The 18,985-nt window shown below is 65.7% G+C and carries 20 protein-coding genes; 14 read left to right on the forward strand and 6 right to left on the reverse strand.

Going from position 1 to position 18,985, the window contains the following annotated elements; genetic code table 11:
* Positions 1–269 precede the first annotated feature (269 nt).
* Both RAD16_RS29495 and pncA read left to right on the forward strand, forming a co-directional pair.
* Positions 270–1,211 (forward strand): hypothetical protein, encoded by a 942-nt coding sequence (locus RAD16_RS29495; protein ID WP_458161347.1) that lies wholly within the window; start codon positions 270–272, stop codon positions 1,209–1,211.
* Positions 1,212–1,326: 115 nt separating this feature from the next.
* A complete protein-coding gene (gene pncA, locus RAD16_RS29500) occupies positions 1,327–2,049 on the forward strand; it encodes a bifunctional nicotinamidase/pyrazinamidase (protein ID WP_458161348.1) in 723 nt (240 codons plus the stop codon).
* Positions 2,050–2,102: 53 nt separating this feature from the next.
* Here the strand turns inward: pncA and grpE are convergent, their stop codons facing one another.
* Together grpE and hrcA are read right to left on the reverse strand one after the other, a co-directional pair.
* Positions 2,103–2,717: a nucleotide exchange factor GrpE gene (gene grpE / locus RAD16_RS29505; RefSeq protein WP_458161349.1), complete on the reverse strand. Its 615-nt coding sequence runs from the start codon at positions 2,715–2,717 to the stop codon at positions 2,103–2,105.
* Between the two features lie 96 nt (positions 2,718–2,813).
* Positions 2,814–3,902 carry a heat-inducible transcriptional repressor HrcA gene (gene hrcA / locus RAD16_RS29510; protein WP_458161350.1) on the reverse strand — a complete coding sequence of 363 codons (1,089 nt, stop codon included), beginning with the start codon at positions 3,900–3,902 and terminating at the stop codon, positions 2,814–2,816.
* Positions 3,903–4,096: 194 nt separating this feature from the next.
* On the opposite strand from hrcA, the gene rph reads away from it, so the two are divergent.
* The 3 genes from rph to hemW are packed head-to-tail and all read left to right on the forward strand — an operon-like array spanning position 4,097 to position 6,598.
* Positions 4,097–4,810, forward strand: coding sequence for a ribonuclease PH (gene rph, locus RAD16_RS29515; RefSeq protein WP_326899516.1), 714 nt, complete (start codon positions 4,097–4,099; stop codon positions 4,808–4,810).
* A gap of 11 nt (positions 4,811–4,821) precedes the next feature.
* Positions 4,822–5,457 (forward strand): RdgB/HAM1 family non-canonical purine NTP pyrophosphatase, encoded by a 636-nt coding sequence (gene rdgB / locus RAD16_RS29520; RefSeq protein ID WP_458161351.1) that lies wholly within the window; start codon positions 4,822–4,824, stop codon positions 5,455–5,457.
* On the forward strand, positions 5,444–6,598 hold the full coding sequence (gene hemW, locus RAD16_RS29525) for a radical SAM family heme chaperone HemW (protein ID WP_458161352.1): 1,155 nt from the start codon (positions 5,444–5,446) through the stop codon (positions 6,596–6,598). The genes rdgB and hemW overlap by 14 nt, the downstream gene beginning before the upstream one ends.
* Positions 6,599–6,734: 136 nt before the next feature.
* Here the strand turns inward: hemW and RAD16_RS29530 are convergent, their stop codons facing one another.
* On the reverse strand, positions 6,735–7,967 hold the full coding sequence (locus RAD16_RS29530; protein WP_458161353.1) for a penicillin-binding protein activator: 1,233 nt from the start codon (positions 7,965–7,967) through the stop codon (positions 6,735–6,737).
* Between the two features lie 342 nt (positions 7,968–8,309).
* Here RAD16_RS29530 and rsmI point away from each other — a divergent pair, with 342 nt between their 5' ends.
* Genes rsmI through gshB form a run of 3 tightly spaced genes read left to right on the forward strand, consistent with a single transcriptional unit; the run spans position 8,310 to position 10,600 of the window.
* The gene (gene rsmI, locus RAD16_RS29535) at positions 8,310–9,260 is read left to right on the forward strand and encodes a 16S rRNA (cytidine(1402)-2'-O)-methyltransferase (RefSeq protein WP_458161354.1); all 951 of its coding nucleotides are present in this window, start codon (positions 8,310–8,312) and stop codon (positions 9,258–9,260) included.
* Positions 9,247–9,645, forward strand: a complete 399-nt coding sequence (locus tag RAD16_RS29540; RefSeq protein ID WP_458161355.1) for a YraN family protein — start codon at positions 9,247–9,249, stop codon at positions 9,643–9,645. Before rsmI ends, RAD16_RS29540 begins: the two co-directional genes overlap by 14 nt.
* Before the next feature lie 10 nt (positions 9,646–9,655).
* A complete protein-coding gene (gene gshB, locus RAD16_RS29545; protein ID WP_458161356.1) occupies positions 9,656–10,600 on the forward strand; it encodes a glutathione synthase in 945 nt (314 codons plus the stop codon).
* Positions 10,601–10,723: 123 nt separating this feature from the next.
* Here gshB and RAD16_RS29550 read toward each other — a convergent pair whose 3' ends face one another.
* Entirely contained in the window at positions 10,724–11,566 is an 843-nt protein-coding gene (locus RAD16_RS29550; RefSeq protein WP_458161357.1) for a helix-turn-helix domain-containing protein, read from the reverse strand.
* 396 nt (positions 11,567–11,962) lie between these two features.
* Between RAD16_RS29550 and RAD16_RS29555 the strand changes: the two genes are divergently transcribed.
* The 6 genes from RAD16_RS29555 to RAD16_RS29580 all read left to right on the forward strand — a co-directional run bounded on the left by RAD16_RS29555 (position 11,963) and on the right by RAD16_RS29580 (position 17,727).
* Positions 11,963–12,373: a hypothetical protein gene (locus RAD16_RS29555; RefSeq protein ID WP_458161358.1), complete on the forward strand. Its 411-nt coding sequence runs from the start codon at positions 11,963–11,965 to the stop codon at positions 12,371–12,373.
* Entirely contained in the window at positions 12,370–12,804 is a 435-nt protein-coding gene (locus tag RAD16_RS29560; protein WP_458161359.1) for a BA14K family protein, read from the forward strand. The genes RAD16_RS29555 and RAD16_RS29560 overlap by 4 nt, the downstream gene beginning before the upstream one ends.
* Positions 12,805–13,292: 488 nt before the next feature.
* Positions 13,293–14,111 carry a Flp pilus assembly protein CpaB gene (gene cpaB, locus RAD16_RS29565; RefSeq protein ID WP_458161360.1) on the forward strand — a complete coding sequence of 273 codons (819 nt, stop codon included), beginning with the start codon at positions 13,293–13,295 and terminating at the stop codon, positions 14,109–14,111.
* A gap of 10 nt (positions 14,112–14,121) precedes the next feature.
* Complete coding sequence (locus RAD16_RS29570) at positions 14,122–15,642, forward strand: type II and III secretion system protein family protein (protein WP_458161484.1); 1,521 nt, start codon at positions 14,122–14,124, stop codon at positions 15,640–15,642.
* Between the two features lie 64 nt (positions 15,643–15,706).
* Positions 15,707–16,441 carry a CpaD family pilus assembly protein gene (locus RAD16_RS29575; protein WP_458161361.1) on the forward strand — a complete coding sequence of 245 codons (735 nt, stop codon included), beginning with the start codon at positions 15,707–15,709 and terminating at the stop codon, positions 16,439–16,441.
* On the forward strand, positions 16,438–17,727 hold the full coding sequence (locus tag RAD16_RS29580; protein ID WP_458161362.1) for an AAA family ATPase: 1,290 nt from the start codon (positions 16,438–16,440) through the stop codon (positions 17,725–17,727). The genes RAD16_RS29575 and RAD16_RS29580 overlap by 4 nt, the downstream gene beginning before the upstream one ends.
* Before the next feature lie 79 nt (positions 17,728–17,806).
* Here the strand turns inward: RAD16_RS29580 and RAD16_RS29585 are convergent, their stop codons facing one another.
* Both RAD16_RS29585 and RAD16_RS29590 read right to left on the reverse strand, forming a co-directional pair.
* Complete coding sequence (locus tag RAD16_RS29585) at positions 17,807–18,595, reverse strand: tetratricopeptide repeat protein (protein WP_458161363.1); 789 nt, start codon at positions 18,593–18,595, stop codon at positions 17,807–17,809.
* A gap of 79 nt (positions 18,596–18,674) precedes the next feature.
* A complete protein-coding gene (locus tag RAD16_RS29590; protein ID WP_011083489.1) occupies positions 18,675–18,920 on the reverse strand; it encodes a PilZ domain-containing protein in 246 nt (81 codons plus the stop codon).
* Between the last annotated feature and the right edge of the window lie 65 nt (positions 18,921–18,985).

Genomic DNA, 18,985 nt, shown 5'->3' on the forward strand with positions numbered 1-18,985 from the left:
AACGACGTTTTGGCCGTGAAAACATTGGGGTTTGGCAGATCATATCCGGGCTCAACCGCCCTTGCAGGTGAGGAATTATTAACAGGTTCAGGCTTCAGCCAGCCCCCGCCACCGTGATCCGCCCCCGCCCTGTTACCGGCGCCCCAAACCCGCTAAAAGGCGGACCGCCCGGACAGTCGCCCCAGGACTGATTCAGACTGCTTCGCGCGACAAAGCGGCCCGGTCGCCGACCATCGAACGGCCTCAATGTGAACCAATCAGAGTGGCCCATGAAGCTGATCCGCCCCCTCGCCGCGCTCGCCCTTCTCGTCGCCACCGCGCTTCCGGCCCTGGCCGCCGACGCCGTCTACCCGCCCGGGCTTCGCCTCGGCATGGTGCCGCTGGTCGGGCTGAGCACCGCCAAGACCTTTCCGGGCTTCGAGAGCGAAGACGGCAACGTCAAGGTGCTGATCACCGAGCTGCCGCCGGCGGCCTATGGCGAGGTCGTGAGCGCCTTCAATGCCAATCCGGCGGGCACCAACGGCGTCAAGCAGGACAAGATCGAGACGCCTGCGGGCCTTGCCTATTTCACCACCGAGACCGGCAAGTCCGGCGAGACCCCGGTGAAGCGCTATTCGATGATCGTGCCGGGCGCCGGCTTCTCCGGCTATGTCGCGGTGCAGATCCCGGAGAATGCGACCAAGATCTACACCGACGAGGCGGTGCGGCAGATGTTTGCCAGCACCACCACCCGCAAGCAGGTCTCGGCCGAAGAACAGATCGGGCTGATGCCGTTCAAGATCACCGATCTCGCCGACTTCAAGGACATCCGCACGCTGGCGCCGGGCTCGAGCATCATCCTGGCCGACGGTAATGAGAGCTCGGGCTATGAATCGAAGCCGTTCATGATCCTCGGCCTGATCGGCGCCACCCCGCAGCAGGCCGACGACCGCGCCCGCTTCGCCCAGGAGGCCGCACTGCAGATCCCCGGCGTGCGCGAATCCCGCGTGACCATGTCGGAGCCGATCCGCATCAACGGCCAGCAGGGTTTTGAGACCCGCATCGACGGTGTCAGCGGCAAGGACAAGACCCCGGTGACCGTGGTGCAGTGGATCCGCTTCTCGAGCGGCGGCGCGTCGCTCCGCATCATCGCCAGCGCCCCGCGCGACCAATGGTCCGCCGCCTTCACTCGCTTTCGCGCGGTGCGCGACGGCATCCAGCCGAAGGGCTAGCGACCCAAAAGGAGCTCAAGCGCTCACCAGAACCGGCTGCATTTTCGGGCTTCTGTTCGTATACGAACGGAACTAGGCTTCGCCTCCGTTGGATCATCCTGGAGGGAGGCGAACGATGCTCGATCGACGACAAATCCTCGCGGCGCTTGGGACGACGGCGCTGGCGACCCTCGCGCCAACCGCGCTGTTTGCGGCGGGATCGATCAAGCCGGACGACGCCTCCGCGCTGCTCGTGATCGACGTGCAGAACTGCTTCCTGCCGGGCGGCAGTCTCGCCGTGAAGGAAGGCGAGCAGGTCGTGCCCGTCATCAACAAGATCTCGAAAGCGTTCTCGAACGTGGTGATGACGCAGGACTGGCACACGCCCGGCCACGTCTCGTTTGCGTCGGTACACTCGGGCAAGAAGCCGTTCGAGACCGTCGACCTTCCTTATGGCAAGCAGGTGCTGTGGCCCGACCATTGCGTGCAGGGCACCGACGGCGCGGCGCTGTCAAAGGACCTTTCGATCCCGCACGCCGAGCTGATCATCCGCAAGGGCTTTCACAAGGACGTCGACAGCTACTCGGCCTTCGTCGAGGCCGACGGCAAGACCTCGACGGGCCTCGCCGGCTATCTCAAGGGACGCAAGATCAAGCGCGTCTTCGTGGTGGGCCTGGCGACGGATTTCTGCGTCGCCTGGACCGCGCTCGACGCGCGCAAGGCGGGCTTCGAGGCCTATGTGGTGGAAGACGCCTGCCGCGGCATCGACACGCAGGGTTCGCTGGCCAAAGCCTGGGCCGATATGGCCAAGGCCGGCGTGAAACGGATCCAGTCTGCGGATATCGTTCTGAGCGCGTAAGACTTCACGCAGTCATTCCGGGGCGGCTCCAAGAGCCGAACCCGGAATGGAGATCAGTTCGGTGCGCCGCTCGACTCGTTGTTGTTTGCGGCCGCGGCCTTCGCGCCGCCCTTGGCGACACCGACCAAAGCCGGGCGCAGCACGCGCTCGCCGATGGTGTAGCCGGCCTGCACGACCTGCACCACGGTGCCCGACGGCACCGACGCATCGGGCACTTCGAACATCGCCTGCTGGAAGTTCGGGTCGAACTTCTGGCCCAGCGGATCGAACTTCTTCACGCCGTGCTTTTCCAGCGCGTTGAGCAGCGAGCGCTCGGTGAGCTCGACGCCCTCGATCAGCGACTTCAGGCCGGCATCGGCAGCAGCCCGCGCCTCGGCCGGAACGGCATCGAGGGCACGCTGGAGATTGTCGGCGATGTCGAGCACGTCGCGAGCAAAGCCGGTGACGCCGTAGAGCTTGGAGTCAGCGACCTCCTTGGCGGTGCGCTTGCGCAGATTCTCCATCTCGGCCAGCGTCCGCAGCATGCGATCGCGCGCCTCGGCGGCTTCCTTCTGCAGCAGCTCGACCGAACCCGGCTCGGGATCGTCGGGCATGATGTAGGGCTTCGACACCACGGGCTCGCCGGTCGGCGCGGTCGTGTCTTCGGGTTGCCGGTCTCGATCGGTCATCGGCTCTAATCTCGAACTCGTTTCCAGGGATTGTTGGCCCGGATATCGTGCCTAAGCGCGCGAAAATCAAGCGCCCGTGATCGGCGGAAACGCCGGTCAGCCCCCCAAAAGGCGGCTGACGATGCGGGCGGCGTAGTCCACGGTCGGGATCACGCGGGCATAATTCAGCCGCGTCGGCCCGATCACGCCCAAAACACCGACGATGTGGCCGGCGGCATCCCGATACGGCGAGATGATCGTGGAGGAGCCGGACAAGGAAAACAGTTTGTTTTCCGAACCGATAAAGATGCGCACGCCTTCGGCGGTCTCGGCGCGGCCGAGCAGGTCGATGACGCCGCGCTTGGTCTCGAGATCGTCGAACAGGAGGCGAACACGCTCCAGATCCTCCAGCGCGTGCAGATCCTCGAGCAGATTGGCATGGCCGCGCACGATGAGCTGGCGGTCCTCGTTCTCGCCGCCGGACCAGCTCGCGATTCCCGCCGAAATCACCTTCTGCGTGAGCTGATCGAGCTCGGCGCGGGCTTCTCCGAGCGCCGTTTCGAGCTCGAGCCGCGCCTCGGCCAGCGTCCGGCCGCGGATGCGCGCATTGAGGAAATTGCCGGCCTCGGTGATCGCCGAGGAGGGAACTCCGGGCGGCAGCGTCAGCACGCGGTTTTCGACCTGGCCGTCCTCGCCGACGAGGATCACCAGCGCCTTCTCCGGTTCCAGCCGGACGAATTCGATGTGTTTCAGCCGCGCATTGGATTTCGGCGTCAGCACCACGGCTGCGGCGCGGGTCAGGCCCGACAGCCGCGTCAGCGCCTGGTCCAGCGCCGCCTCGACCGATTGGGCGTGCCCGACGGTGGCGAGCTGGCTCTGGATCGACTGCCGCTCGGCCTCGGTGAGGTCGCCGACCTGCATCAGGGCGTCGACGAAGAAGCGCAGGCCGAGTTCCGTCGGCAGCCGGCCGGCGGAGGTGTGCGGGGCGTAGATCAGGCCAAGCTGTTCCAGATCGGCCATGACGTTGCGGACCGAAGCCGGCGACAGCGGCATGGCGATCAGCCGCGAGATGTTGCGCGAGCCGACAGGTTCGCCGGTCGCGAGATAGCTTTCGACAATTTGACGAAAGATGTCGCGGGAACGCTCGTTGAGCTGGGCGAGGCCTGCGCGCGGCGCGATCAGATGGATCGGATCGTGATGGGCCACAGACGGTAACTCCTCTCAGATGCTCATAATTTGTCCATCCCCGAGGGTTCTGACAAGCGTGGCTTTTGCGGACCTGAAATCGGGGCAAGAATCAGGGGGTGAATAAGCCCTTGATCTTCCCCCTTGCCGCCCACCTTCACCCCACCTACAAGCACCGCGAACAGCCCTTTTCCGAGAGTTTTGGAGGATTCCCCATGCGGCCAAGCCGCCGTGCGCCCGACGAATTGCGCCCCGTGACGCTTGAGCGTGGCGTGGTCAAATATGCGGAAGGCTCCTGCCTCGTGAAATTCGGCGACACCCATGTGCTGGTCACCGCCACGCTGGAAGACCGCCTGCCGCCCTGGCTGAAGGGCCAGGGCCGCGGCTGGGTCACCGCCGAATACGGCATGCTGCCGCGCGCGACCTCCGAACGTACCCGCCGCGAAGCTGCCGCCGGCAAGCAGAGCGGCCGCACCGTCGAGATCCAGCGCCTGATCGGCCGCTCGTTGCGCACCATCGTCGATCTCGAAGCGCTCGGCGAACGCCAGATCACGGTCGATTGCGACGTACTCCAGGCCGACGGCGGCACCCGCACGGCCTCGATCACCGGCGCCTGGGTCGCGCTCGCCGATTGCATCAACTGGATGAAGGCGCGCAACATGATCAAGGCCAACGTGATGCGCGACAACGTCGCTGCGATCTCCTGCGGCATCTACAACGGCACGCCCGTGCTCGACCTCGACTATGCTGAGGATTCGGAAGCCGAAACCGACGCCAATTTCGTCATGACCGGCGATGGCCGCATCATCGAGGTGCAGGGTACCGCGGAACGCGAGCCATTCACGCAGGACGAGTTCCTGAAGCTGATCGGCCTGGCGCAAAAGGGCATCGCGCGTCTGGTGGACTTGCAGAAACTGGCCGTGGCGTAGTCAATAGACCCATGCATCGCCGAATCACCGGAAAGCTCGTCATCGCCACCCATAATCCCGGCAAGCTCGCCGAGATGAAGGAGCTGCTCGCGCCTCACGGCATCGAGGCGGTGTCGGCCGGTGAGCTCGGCCTGGGCGAGCCCGACGAGACCGGCAATGATTTCCGCAGCAACGCCGCGGTCAAGGCGATCGCGGCGGCGCAGGCGACCGGGCTTCCGTCCTTTGCCGATGATTCCGGTATCGTGGTCGACGCGCTCGACGGCGCGCCCGGCATTTTCTCCGCGCGCTGGGCCGGGCCGAGCAAGGACTTCGCCGCGGCGATGGCGCAGATCGAGCGCCTGCTGCAGGAGCGCGGCGCGACCACGGCGGACAAGCGCACCGCGCATTTCGTCTCCGCGCTCTGCGTTGCCTGGCCCGACGATCATCTCGAAGAGGTCGAGGCGCGCGTCGACGGCACGCTGGTCTGGCCGCCGCGCGGCACCGCCGGCTTCGGCTACGATCCGATGTTTTTGCCCAATGGTTACGACCGTACCTTCGGCGAGATGACCAGCATCGAGAAGCACGGCCTGCCGCCGCTCGGCCTTGGCCTGTCGCATCGCGCCCGCGCCTTCGTGAAACTGGCGGAGATCTGCCTTGAGCCGCGCTAAGGAAGCTTTCGGCGTTTACGTGCACTGGCCGTTCTGCCTGTCGAAGTGCCCCTATTGCGACTTCAACAGCCATGTCCGCCACGCCGCGATCGACGAGGCGCGCTTTGCTTCCGCTTTCGCGCGCGAGATCGCCACGACCGCCGAGCGCGCGCCCGGGCGCGAAGTCACCTCGATCTTCCTCGGCGGCGGCACGCCGTCATTGATGCAGCCGTCGACCGTCGGCGCCGTGCTCGATGCGATCGGCAAGCACTGGACCGTCGTGAGCGATGTCGAGGTCACGCTTGAGGCCAACCCCACCAGCGTCGAAGCCACGCGCTTTGCCGGCTATCGCGCCGCCGGCGTCAACCGCGTCTCGCTCGGCGTGCAGGCGCTCGACGACGCCTCACTGAAAGCACTGGGCCGCATGCACAGCGCGCGAGAGGCACTCGACGCCGTCGCCATCGCGCGCCGCTCGTTCGACCGTTACTCGTTCGACCTGATCTACGCCCGCCCCGACCAGACGCCGGCGATGTGGGCCGATGAACTTCGCCTCGCGATCGGTGAAGCGGCCGAGCATCTGTCGCTCTATCAACTGACCATTGAAGAAGGCACGCCGTTCTTCGGTCTCCACCAGGCCGGCAAATTGAAGACACCGGACGAAGCGGTCGCGCGCGCGCTCTACGACGTGACGCAGGAGACCTGCGAGAAGCTTGGCCTGCCCGCTTACGAGATCTCCAATCACGCGCGACGCGGCGCCGAGTGCCGGCACAATCTGGTCTACTGGCGCGGCGAGGAATATGCCGGCATCGGTCCCGGCGCCCATGGCCGCCTCGATATCGACGGCGTGCGCCATGCCACCGCCACCGAGAAGCGCCCCGAAGCCTGGCTGATGCGGGTCGAGACCAACGGCGACGGCGTCGTCACCGACGATCTCCTCAACAGCGAAGAACGCGCCGACGAATTTTTGCTGATGGGATTGCGCTTGGCCGAGGGTATCGACCCCGAGCGTTACAAGGCTCTCTCGGGCCGCGAGCTCGACCCCGGCCGCATCGCGCTCTTGCGCGAGGAAGGTGCGATCACGGTGGATGCCACAGGCCGCCTGCGTGTCACGAGCAGCGGTTTTCCGGTGCTGGATGCGGTGGTCGCGGATCTCGCGGCGTAGCGAGTTCGCGGCTTGGTGAGATCTTGTAGCCCGGATGGAGCGAAGCGTAATCCGGGGTCCATCTACGCGGAGAGACTGCTCCCGGATTGCGCTTCGCTCCATCCGGGCTACGAAACTACGGCAGCGTCGCCCCGAACTACGCCCCAAAACTCTTCGGCGAGCCCGCGACCGCAACACCGCCGCCGGTCGTCACCTTCATCACCGCGAGCCCGCGCTCATTGGTACCATCGGCGCGGAAGCGGAACAGGCCGTCGATGCCGGCAAAGCCGGACGGATTGGTGAGCACATCGGCCGAGAAGCGCGTCGTGCCTTGCGTACGCGCGAGCGCGGCGACGAGGGCGACCGCGTCATAGGCGAGCGTCGCGGTGCGGATCGGATCGGCGCCGTATTTGGTGCGATAGCGGCCGGAGAAGGCGCGGAAACCGGCCGGATCGGGCGCGGCATAGAGGCCGCCTTGCAGGTTCTGGCTGGCGTAGACGCGCGGACTGTCCCACAGGCCGGTACCGAGCAACTGGATGTTGCGCAAATTCGCGCCCGCGGCCGTCATCGCATCCGCCACTGAAACCACCGCATCGCCGTCATCGGCGATGAACAGCCCATCCGCACTGCCGAGCTGCTGCGCCACTGCGCGCGCCGGCGTGGCGCGATCGGCGCCGTATTTCTCGAACGCGACGATGCGCCCGCCGCGCCGCGGCACCGCGGCCTTCACCGCGGCCTCGACGACATTGCCATAGGCATTGTCGGGCACCAGCACGGCGACCGAGCGCTTTCCGATGCTGGCGGAATATTCGACGATGCGGTTGACGTCGGACTCGGGAAGGAAAGAGAGCAGATAGACGCCGCGACCGGCGATGCTGGAGTCGGTCGAGAACGCGATGACGGAAATGCCGCGCGTACGCGCGACTTGCGCGACCGCCGGCACCGACTGCGCGAACAGCGGCCCCAGAATGATCTCGGCGCCTTCGTCGACCGCCTGCTGCGCGCCGGCTTGCGCGCCCTGCGGGCTGCCATTGTCGTCCTTGATCAGGAGCTGGATGTTCGGATTCTGGAACTCGGCCAGCGCCATCTCGGCGGCATTGCGCATCGACTGCGCGGCAAGACCGGCATTGCCGGCGGCCGAGAGCGGCAGGATCACGGCGACCTTGACCCCGCCGGTCCCGGCGGTCGTGGCCTGCTGCGGAGGACCTGCCGGTTGGGCCGGGGGCGGGGAGGAGCTGCTGAACGGGTTGGAGAACTGGCTCAGGCTCTGCTGCACGCCGGCGCAGGCCGACAGCACGGGTGCGCCGAGCAGCAGGCCGAGCGCGCTCCGCCGGGTCGCCCCGGACAAACGGGGCCCCTGAACGGGAAACTTTGGATCACGCGGGCCCATGGCAGCTTCTCTTCTGACCAGCCGTCGGCCGGCCGGTCACACAACATTCTTGCCGCGACAGAAGCCGCGGATTCAGGCATATTGTCGGTAAATAGTTAACTAAAACAAAAGGATAATGACCGCTTAACGCGACCGCCCCTCACGTCTGGCTAGCTGTCCACCGTCCGTCACCCAGCATCAAGGCGGCGTTTCCGCCGTGAATATGACGCTGACACCTCATTCCCTCGGGAATGTGATGCCTAATGGATCACATTCCAGTCCTTCCTCACCCCTCACCACAGCATGATCTTTTTCGGTGGACCGGTTCCCAGCCCCGGGGATCATGCCTAAGTTCGTTTCATTATGCGCGCAAAGCCGGCCCCGATAAATACGCCTGAAGGCCCAGACGCCGCTCCGCGCGGTTTCTCCATCGACGCCCATCGGCTACCGGCCCCGAAGGCGGCGCCGGGCCTCTATCTGGTCGCAACCCCGATCGGCAATCTCGGCGACATCACCTTGCGGGCGCTGCAGACGCTGGCCGGCGTCGATGTCATCGCCTGCGAAGACACCAGGATCACGCGGCGCCTGACCGAGCGCTACGCGATTAGCGCCCAACTCAAGCAGTACCACGAGCATAACGCCGAAGCCGCGCGCCCGAAGATCCTGGAAGCGCTCGCCGCAGGCGGCTCGGTCGCGCTGGTCTCCGACGCCGGCACGCCGCTGATCTCCGATCCGGGCTTCAAGCTGGTGCGCGAGGTCTGCGCCGCCGGCCATGCGGTCTATGCGCTGCCCGGCCCGTCCTCCGTGCTGGCGGCGCTGTCGGTCGCGGCACTGCCGACCGACCGCTTCTTCTTCGAAGGCTTTCTGCCGGCGAAATCTGCCGCGCGAAAATCGCGCCTGGCCGAGCTCGCGCGGATCGATGCGACGCTGGTGATGTTCGAATCCGGCAACCGCGTCCAGGATACGCTCACCGAGCTCGCCGAGATCATGGGCAGCCGCGAAGCCGCGATCTGCCGCGAGCTGACCAAGCTGCACGAGGAGATTTCTCGCGCGCCGCTGCACGAGCTGGCGCGGGATGCCGATGGGCTGGAGACGCGCGGCGAATTCGTGCTGGTGATCGCTCCGCCGGCGGCCGACGCCGAGGTGCTGACGTCGGATGCGCTGGACGATCTGCTGCGCGATCAGCTTGCCGCGAACAGCGTCAAGGATGCCGTCGCGCACGCGGTCGCGCTGTCGGGCCGGCCGCGCCGCGAGGTCTATGCCCGCGCGCTCGAGCTCGCCAAGGATTTGCGGGGCGACGATGGCGAAGAGTGAAGGCGCGGAACCGAAAGCCGCCTCGCCCGAGCGCGTCGCCGCGTTCCGCACCGGCATCTCTGCCGAGAGTCGCGCCGCTGCCTATCTGATGGCCAAGGGCTATCGCATCCTCGCAAAACGCTTCCGCACCCCGCATGGCGAGATCGACCTCGTGGCACGCCGCCGCAATCTGATCGCCTTCGTCGAGGTCAAGGCGCGCGCCAGCCTGGATGACGCGGCCTATGCGGTGACCCCGCGCCAGCAGCAGCGGATCATCGACGCCGCGCAAGGCTGGCTCGTGGCGCATCCCGAGCATGCCGAATTCGAATTGCGATTCGACGCCATGCTGATTGCGCCGCGCTCACTTCCGCGCCATGTGTTGGCGGCATTCGACGCCTCGACCTGAAAGGCAGACCATGAAACTCAACGTCGCCGTCCAGATGGACCCCATCGCCCGCATCAACATCAAGGGCGATTCCACCTTCGCGCTGCTCCTGGAGGCGCAGAAGCGCGGCCACGGCCTGTCCTATTACACCCCCGACAAGCTCTCGATGGTCGGCGAGGAGATCGTCGCGCCGGTCCAGCTCCTGACGGTGCGCGACGAGCCCGGCAATCATTTCACCCTCGGCGAGCCCAGGCGCGAGGCGCTGAACGGCTTTGACGTGGTGCTGCTGCGCCAGGATCCGCCGTTCGACCTCGCCTACATCACCTCGACGCACATGCTCGAGCGCATCCATCCGAAGACGCTGGTCGTCAACGACCCGGCCTCGGTGCGCAACGCGCCGGAAAAGCTGTTCGTGATGAACTTTCCGCAGCTGATGCCGCCGACGCTGATCTCGCGCGACCTCGACGAGATCAACGCCTTCCGCGACAAGCACGGCGCCGTCGTGATGAAGCCGCTGCACGGCCATGGCGGAGCGGCAGTGTTCCGCGTGATGCCGCAGGACATGAATTTCGGCTCGCTGTTCGACATGTTCTCGGTGACCTTCAAGGAAGCCTGGGTGATCCAGCAGTTCATCCCCGAGGTAAAGCAGGGCGACAAGCGCATCATCCTGGTCGACGGCGAGTTCGCCGGCGCGGTGAACCGCGTGCCGGCCGCCGATGATCTCCGCTCCAACATGGTGCGCGGCGGCGCGGCGAAGGAGACCGAGCTCACCCCGCGCGAGCGCGAGATCTGCGCCGCCGTCGGCCCGGCGCTGCGCGAGCGTGGCCTGCTGTTCGTCGGCATCGACGTCATCAACGGCAATCTCACCGAGATCAACGTGACCTCGCCCACCGGCATCCGCGCCATCGCACGCCTCGGCGGCCCCGACGTCGCGGCGAAGATCTGGGACGTCATCGAGCAGAAGCGGGCGAGGTAGGTGTCGGTCCCGTAGCCCGGATGGAGCGCAGCGAAATCCGGGATCGCGCGCGACATACTCAGCGGCCCCGGATTTCGCTGCGCTCCATCCGGGCTACGCACTCATTGGCTTCCGTCGGCTCCTTCAGCCGCAAAATCCCCGGGCGCGGCGGACTGTATCGGACGGATAGAGGCCAAACGCCGTCCGGTACGACGCCGCAAACCGGCCCATGTGGGTAAAGCCCCATTTCAGCGCGACCTCGCTGACCGGAAGGAGATTCTCCGGTCGCGAGAGCTCGTCGTGGATCGCCTCGAGTCGAATTCTGCGCAAATAGGCGACCGGTGTCGTTCCGTGGATACTGCGAAATCCCGATTGCAGCAGCCTGCTGCTGATCCCGACGTTGCCGGCAATGTCGGCGATCGTCAGCGGCAGATGGAGATTGGCCCGCATGTATTCGACCGCGCGCCTGACGTGACGAGGCGGCACGTCCATGGGCTGGCGGTTCAACCGCTCGATCAGCCGATGCGGCACATTTTCGAGGACCAGCTGGATCGCGGCCTCCGACAGCAGCGCGCTGGCCTTCGGCGAACGTGCCAGAATCCCGTCATGCAGGCCGGTCGTGCTGGCGCGAACCAGCTGAAGCAGCATCTGCCCGGCGCTGGTAGACAGATCGACCTTGGGCGCCAGATTGAGATCTTCCAGCGCCGTGCTGCCGAACGTCGCCGACAGCACCTTTGTGACCACGCCCGTATGCACCGTCAGCGTCACGCTCGAATATCGTCCATCGACCGCTTCGACCCGCTGCTTCTGCAGCGTCGGAAGCGATACGATGGCGATGTCGGAGTCCATGCGTTGCACGTTCTTTCCGGCAATGAGCATTTCGGCCCTGCCGGCGTTCAGAAGGCTGATTGCAAGCTCTCCCGATGAATCGCCGTAGGCGTAGCGCCAATCCCAACCTGCGGACAGCTCGGCCCTGACGACATCCATGCCCGCGCCAATTGCGACGTCCGCATGCCAGCGAAACGATCCGTCCGGCCTCGGCGCGGAATGCGCGTTGATCCCGTGAGGATGGAGTATTTCAAGCAGCTCCTGAAACGACGACCCCGATCGCGCGGGAGGAGCGGCAAGTATGTCTTCGACCATGCAGATCCCAATCGTTGCTCTTTTGCCTCAGGCAAATCGATCGCGTCACCATGCTAGCACAGCTCGGGCGAATTCAGATCGCGCTCTCAATATCCGATATCCGAACCCGAATATCCAGATCGCGCAATCGATCGCCCTAGCCAGAATCCGAATGCATCCATCCCGAATGCGCCGGCGTCGATGGACTTGTGGCGCGATTGGCCTAAATCGCTTCGACCGACTCAAACAGGTTAGGGAAGCATGCTTACGAGAACAATTTGCGCGCTCACGCTGATGGCTCTCGCGTCGATGCCGGCGCGCGCCGATAGCTGCGCGGACCACTATCAGCTCAGCGGCGTTCCGCTGGTAACCGGCACGACGCATAAGGTCTGGATGATCTTCCCGTCGGTCAATCCCACCGTCGCGCTCGACAGGATCTCCCGCGCCGTCATGGCGGAGGGCTTTGTCAACGTGAACGTGGACAAGGCGCTGGGCACGCTGACCACGCAGCAGGAAACGACCGGATCCGGCCGCGCGCAGACGCTACGCGTCGTCGTGCGCAAGGACGTCAAGGGCAGCCGCGTCGATGCGGTCTTCATCTTGCCGCCGGGACAAGTGGCGCCAGGTGTCAGTACCAATCTCTGCCGTGTGGTGGATGCGGCCGGCCAATGAACTCCACGTTCGCGGGAAGCGGGAGGCAGGCGCCGTCCTGCGCCCGCCGCAATGAAGCAGGAAATCCAATGCGAAACGATCACATTTCAAAGCTTGTCTCGATCGCGGCCGTCTGTGTCGCGCTGTTTTCAACCTCCGCCATGTCTGCGCCTTTACAGATCGGCTCGGGCCTCACTGCCGCAGCGCCTGAAATGACCGAGCAGGTCTGGTGCCGTTATGGACAGTGTTATGACAACGGCGCCGGTGTCGGCGGACTGGTCGGTGGCCTGATCGGCGGCGCCATCGCAGCCGGTGCAGCCAGCGCCGCCGCGCAGCAGGAGGCAGCGGCCGCCCAGCAGCACGCGACCGCGTGCGCGCAACGTTACCGCTCGTACGATCCGGCAACGAATACGTTTGCGGCAAAGGACGGCCGTCGGTATCCCTGCCAGTAAGTCTTTGAGACCGTCGGCGTGCGACGTCGCCAATCCATCACCGTCACCCTGAGGCGCCGACGCGTAGCGGCGGCCTCGAAGGACGACGGCCCTGCTGCCGGCTGCATCGCCGCCGCTCATCCTTCGAGGCTCAGCTTGCGATGCGTTGCATCGCAAGCTGAGCACCTCCAGCGACAACGGCTTTGCCGTTGCGCGGGGATGACGGATCACCGTTGCCGTAGCTTGCGCACGACATCGCTCCACGCACCACTAACCACCCATTCACCATGACGCCGCGCGCATCGTTCGAACGAACATCTCGCCTTGCGTGAATCTACGGGGCCACTGGCCGACCGGATAACGCGACGTTCACCATCTGCTTAAAACTGGCAGCATCACTGCCCATCACATTCGGCCTCGCAACGCCCCTTATACTTTTACTGCCTACTCATCGACGCAGGGGAACCCGCCAGGTGCGGTTCGAGTGCCCCGCGTAAGAGTAGAAGCGTATGAACACCGCACGCATTGTCGTTCTCGTCATCGCGCTGGGCGCCGGCGGCGTCGCTGCGTATCTGGCAAGCGGCTACGAGAACAAGCCCGCGGCCATCCTTCCTGTCGCCGAGAAGCTGCCGACAGTCGAGGTTCTCGTCGCGAAGAACGACATCCAGCTCGGCCAGGCCGTGAAGCCGGACGACCTGCAATGGCAGTCCTGGCCAGCGTCGACCGCGAGCAACGCCTTCATCCGCCGCGACAGCAGGCCCGAAGCGCAGACCCAGATCGCCGGCTCGATCGCGCGCGTGCCGTTGATGCAGGGCGAGCCGATCCGCGAGCAGAAGCTGGTCAGGGCCGAAGGCTCCGGCTTCATGGCCGCGATCCTGCCCCAGGGCATGCGCGCCGTCTCCACCGAGATTTCCGCCGAGACCGCGGCCGGCGGCTTCATTCTGCCGAACGACCGCGTCGACATCGTGCTGACCCGCCGCCTGAAGAATCCCGACGGCAACAACAACGGTCCGACCGCCGGCAACGACCTCATCATTTCCGAGGTCATCCTGACCAATATCCGCGTGCTCGCGATCGACCAGGCGCCGAAGGAAAAAGAAGGCCAGAACGCCGTGGTCGGTAAGACCGTCACGCTCGAGCTCAGGCCGGACCAGATCTCGACCCTCGCCGCCGCGCGCCAGGGCGGCACACTCCAGCTCGCGCTGCGCAGCCTCGTCGATGCCAACGCGGCCGACGGCACGGCCGACCAGGCGATCAAGCGTCCGGCCGATGGAGTCAACGTCATCCGTTACGGGGTGCAGGCGCGGCAACTGACGTCACAGAAGTGATGGGGACATGATGAACTACGGGGATGATCGGACGGGCCTGCGCATTCGGGGGAAGCGCGCAAGCTCGTTCTGGATGGGGACGATGCTGATGCTGGGGCTGCTCGCAGCGCCCCAGCAGGTCAGCGCTGCCGCTGATGCGCCGGTCGGCGACCAGGCGCCGATGCAGGCACCGGATCTCGGCCTGACATCGGTCGGAACGATCGCGCCGGCGAAGACGCGGTTTCTCTCGCTTGGCGTCGGCAAATCCGTCGTCATCGACCTGCCGCGCGAGGTCAAGGACGTGCTGGTGGCAGATCCCAAGATCGCCAACGCGGTGATCCGCTCGGCGCAGCGCGCCTATATCATCGGCGGCCAGGTCGGCCAGACCAATGTCGTGTTCTTCAGCGCCGACGGCCAGCAGGTCGCCTCCTACGACATCGCGGTGAAGCGCGATCTCAACGGCATGCGCGCCGCGTTGCGCTCGTCGCTGCCGGGCGTGCAGATCGAAGGCGTCGGCGACAGCGTGATGCTGACCGGCTCGGTGTCGAGCCCGGTCGAGGCGCAGCAGGCCGGCGACGTCGCCGCCAAGCTCGTCGGCGGCTCGGACAAGGTCGTCAACAACATCGTCGTGCGCGGCCGCGACCAGGTGATGCTCAAGGTCGTGGTCGGCGAGGTCCGCCGCGACATCGTCAAGCAGCTCGGCGTCGATCTCAGCGCCAGCCTGAACGCCGGCACCGCGGTGGTGAATTTCAACAACTCCAACCCGTTCTCGGTCAGCGGCGGACCGCTGGTCAGCGGCAACGGGCTCGGCGTCACCGGCCTCGCCAAGGGCGTTGCCACCGTCAACGCCACGATGCGGGCGATGGAAAGCGCCGGCGTGATGCGCACGCTGGCCGAACCGAGCCTGACGGCGATCTCGGGCGAATCCGCGACCTTCATCGCGGGCGGCGAATTCCCGATCCCCGCAGGCTATTCCTGCGATCCGACCACGCATGTCTGTACCACCCAGATCACCTACAAGAAGTTCGGCATCTCCCTGAACTTCACGCCGGTCGTGCTCAGCGAAGGCCGGATCAGCCTGCGGGTGATGACGGAAGTCTCGGAGCTGTCGAACCAGAACGCCATCACGGTGACGCAGGCGCTGTCCTCGACCTCGTCGAGCTCCATCACCATCCCGTCGGTGCAGACTCGCCGCGCCGAGACCACGCTGGAAATTCCCTCCGGCGGCTCGATGGCGATGGCCGGCCTGATCCAGCAGCAGACCAAGCAGGCGATCAACGGCCTGCCCGGCGTCGACCAGGTGCCGATCCTCGGCGCGCTGTTCCGCAGCCAGGACTACGTCAACAACGAGACCGAGCTGATGGTGATCGTGACGCCCTATGTGGTGCGCGCGGTGGCCCAGAAGGAATTGTCGCGGCCCGACGACGGCTTTGCGCCCGCCTCGGACGCGCAGACCGCGCTGCTCGGCCGCATGAACCGCCTTTACGGCATCAATCGCCGCGTCGATCCGATCAGCGGTTCGCCCGGCGATTTCGGCTTCATCATCGACTGAGGCGGACGGTTTGGGGACCGGGGCAGGACATGGGGCAGGAACTGGGGCACGAGGGGACACAGCGATGACGAAGACGACTTCCGATCGACGTCGCAATTTAAGGCTCGCGCTGGCGCTGACGGGGCTCTCCGTCATGCTGGGCGCGTGCAACACCACCGGCGAGATCATCACCCAGACGGTGCCGACCGACTATCGCCAGCGTCATCCGATCGCGGTGCAGGAAGGCAAGAAGTCGATCGTGATCTTCGTCGGCAACGCGCGCGGCGGCCTTACGGCCGCGCAGCAGGCCGACGTCGCGGGCATCGCCCGGGACTGGACCCGCGAAGGCACCGGCTCCGTCGTCGTCGACGTGCCCGTCGACACCGCGAACTCGCGCGCCGCATCGGCGACCTATCAGGACATCCGTTCCGTGCTCGCCTCCGGCGGCGTGCCGTCGCGCGCGATCGTGCGGCATCCCTATCGGCCCGAGGATCCCGGCCTGCTGCCGACCATCCGCCTCAGCTATTCCAGGATCGCCGCGGTCGCCGGTCCTTGCGGGCTGTGGCCGGAAGACGTCGGTCCGTCCATCCTCGATCCCGGCTACAACGAGAACCGGCCGTACTTCAATCTCGGCTGCGCCACCCAGCGCAATCTCGCGGCGATGATCGACAATCCCGCCGACCTCGAGCAGCCGCGGTCGGAAACACCGGTCTATACCGCGCGGCGCGACATCGCCTTCGAACGCTATCGTAAGGGCACGCCGATCGCGAGCCCGTCCCCCGATGCCGACAAGGCCAAACTCAGCGACACAGGCAAATGACAGGCGTCAACGAAGAAGAAGCGGACGACCCGCGGCACCCCGAGGAACACATTGCGCCGGTTCCCCGCATCTCCGTGCAGGCGTTTTGCGAGACCGACCAGACGCTCAAGGCGGTGACCGCGGCCGGGCAGGACCGCCGGCTCGCCAAGGCGCATCTCACCGCCAAGGACGGCGGCCTCGCGGCGGCGATCGAAGCCTATGAGTCGATGCCGACGCCGAACGTGATCGTGATCGAATCCGACGGCACCCGCGACATCCTGGAAGGGCTCGACGATCTCGCCGGCGTCTGCGATCCCGGCACCCGCGTGGTCGTGATCGGCAATCCCAACGACACCGCGCCGTATCGCGAGCTGGTTCGCCGCGGCGTCAACGACTATGTGGTGGGACCGGTCGAAACGCTCGACGTGGTCCGCTCGATCTGCAGCCTGTTCTCGGCCTCCGAGGCCATCATCACCGGCCGCGTCATCGCGGTGGTCGGCGCTAAGGGCGGCGTCGGCGCCTCCACCGTCGCGCACAATCTGGCCTGGACCATCGCGCGCGACCTCGCGCTCGATTCCGTCGTGATCGATCTCGACCTCGCCTTCGGCACCGCCGGCCTCGATTACAACCAGGATCCGGCGCAGGGCATCGCCAATGCGGTGCTATCGCAGGACCGGCCCGACACGGCGCTGATGGAGCGCCTGCTCGCCAAATGCACCGAGCGCCTCAGCCTCCTCGCCGCGCCCGCCACGCTCGATCGCGTCTACGATTTCGGCGCCGAAGCCTTCGATGCGATCTTCGACACGCTGCGCATGACGACGCCCTGTATCGTGCTCGACGTTCCCCATCAATGGTCGGGCTGGACGCGCCGCGCGCTGGTCAACGCCGACGACATCGTGATCGTGGCCGAGCCCGATCTCGCCAATCTGCGCAACACCAAGAACATGCTGAGCGTGCTGAAGGCGGCGCGCCCGAACGACCGGCCGCCGCTGTATTGTGTGAACCAGGTCGGCATGCACAAGCGCGCGGAGATCGAGGTCAAGGCGTTCGCCAAGACCATGGAGGGCCAGCCGATCGCGGTGATTCCGTTCGATTCGAAACTGTTCTCGACCGCCGCCAACAACGGCCAGATGATCGCGGAAGTCTCCAAGACCCACCGCACCACCGAGCTGTTCCAGAACATGGCGAACCGTCTCGCCGGGCGCGGCGAGGTGAAAAAGCCGAAGCGTACGCTGCTCGGACCGCTCTTGAAGAAGCTGAAGTCGCGGGCGAGCCGCCCGTCCGCCCCGCATCGCAAGGCGTCGTAACCACCAAAGCGTTTTCGAGCGAAGTGGATTCCGGTTCGCGTCAAGAAAACGCGTCAAAAAAGAAGCTGAAGAGGGCGGACTACTTCTCCGCCCGCTGCTGCTGCCTCTTCGCCAGCAATTGGCGCAGCGCGGTGACCTTGGCCGCGGCCTGATCCGGCGGCAGATCACCCTTCACGATGGTCTCGGCCTCCGCCTGCTTTCCTTCCAGCCCCAGCACCAGCGCGAGATTGGCCCGCACGCGGGGATCTGAAGGATTGCGCTGATAGGCGCGGCGCATGGTTTCCTCCGCCCGCGGCAGATTGTTCTGCAGCACGTAGGACAGGCCGAGATTGGACAGGACCTGCGGCTCGTCGGGCACGATCTTCAGCGCCGAGGCGTAATATTGCTGCGCCTCCTCGTTGCGGCCGAGCTGGTCGAGCGCCGCGCCCTGCGCCGACAGGATGCGCCAGTCGGGGTCTTCCGGCGTATGCGCGCGGCTCAGCACGTCGAAGGCTTGCTGGAAATTGCCGTTGTCGGCGAGCGCGCGGCCGTAGCCGGCGAGCAACGCCTTGTTGCTGGGATGGGCGAGCACCGCCTGCTCCATCACCGCGACCGCCTGGCCGCGCTGGCCGGTCTCGCGCAGCGCCTTGCCGTATTCGAGCGCGACGACGGGATCGCTGGGCTTGGCGCGATAGCGCTCGCGCAGGGCGTCCATGTCAGGCTTCATGTCGGGCTTGGCGTCAGCCTGGGCCGCGGGCTCCGACTTGACGCCGAGCGCGCCCGTCACGTCCTCGAGGCTTGTGGTCTGGCAGCCGCCGAGGGCAAGGACCAGAAGTGCGGAAGACAGATATTTCGCCGGGAGAGAGGCAACGGACAAACGCTTGGACATACTCTGATCACTCGGCGACTGATCAGAGATGCTTACCGATTAACGCTAAAGTCCCGTTAAAGACGCGAGTGCTCGCGTCTCAATCGGTAAATTCCGCACCGAATTCGCAGCCGATGCGCCAGCGCAGGCGGCACTGGCGGGAATAATCGGGCGCGAAGATGATGGTGAATTGCGGCGGCACTTCCAGGAATTCCGCCACGACCTTCACGCCACCATCCGAAATATCGGTGATCGTGCAATCCCGCGGCAGCGAGCCCGCCCCAAAATGAATCTTGGCGAGCCGGCTGCACACCCGTCGTTCGCTTCTCCGGCGATTTGCAAGCATTTTGATTTGTTCACTTGTTAGATCACGGCCCATCCCGCGCCCTTAGCAGTAGCGAACATTCGTTG

The organism is Bradyrhizobium sp. 18BD, assembly GCF_054185225.1.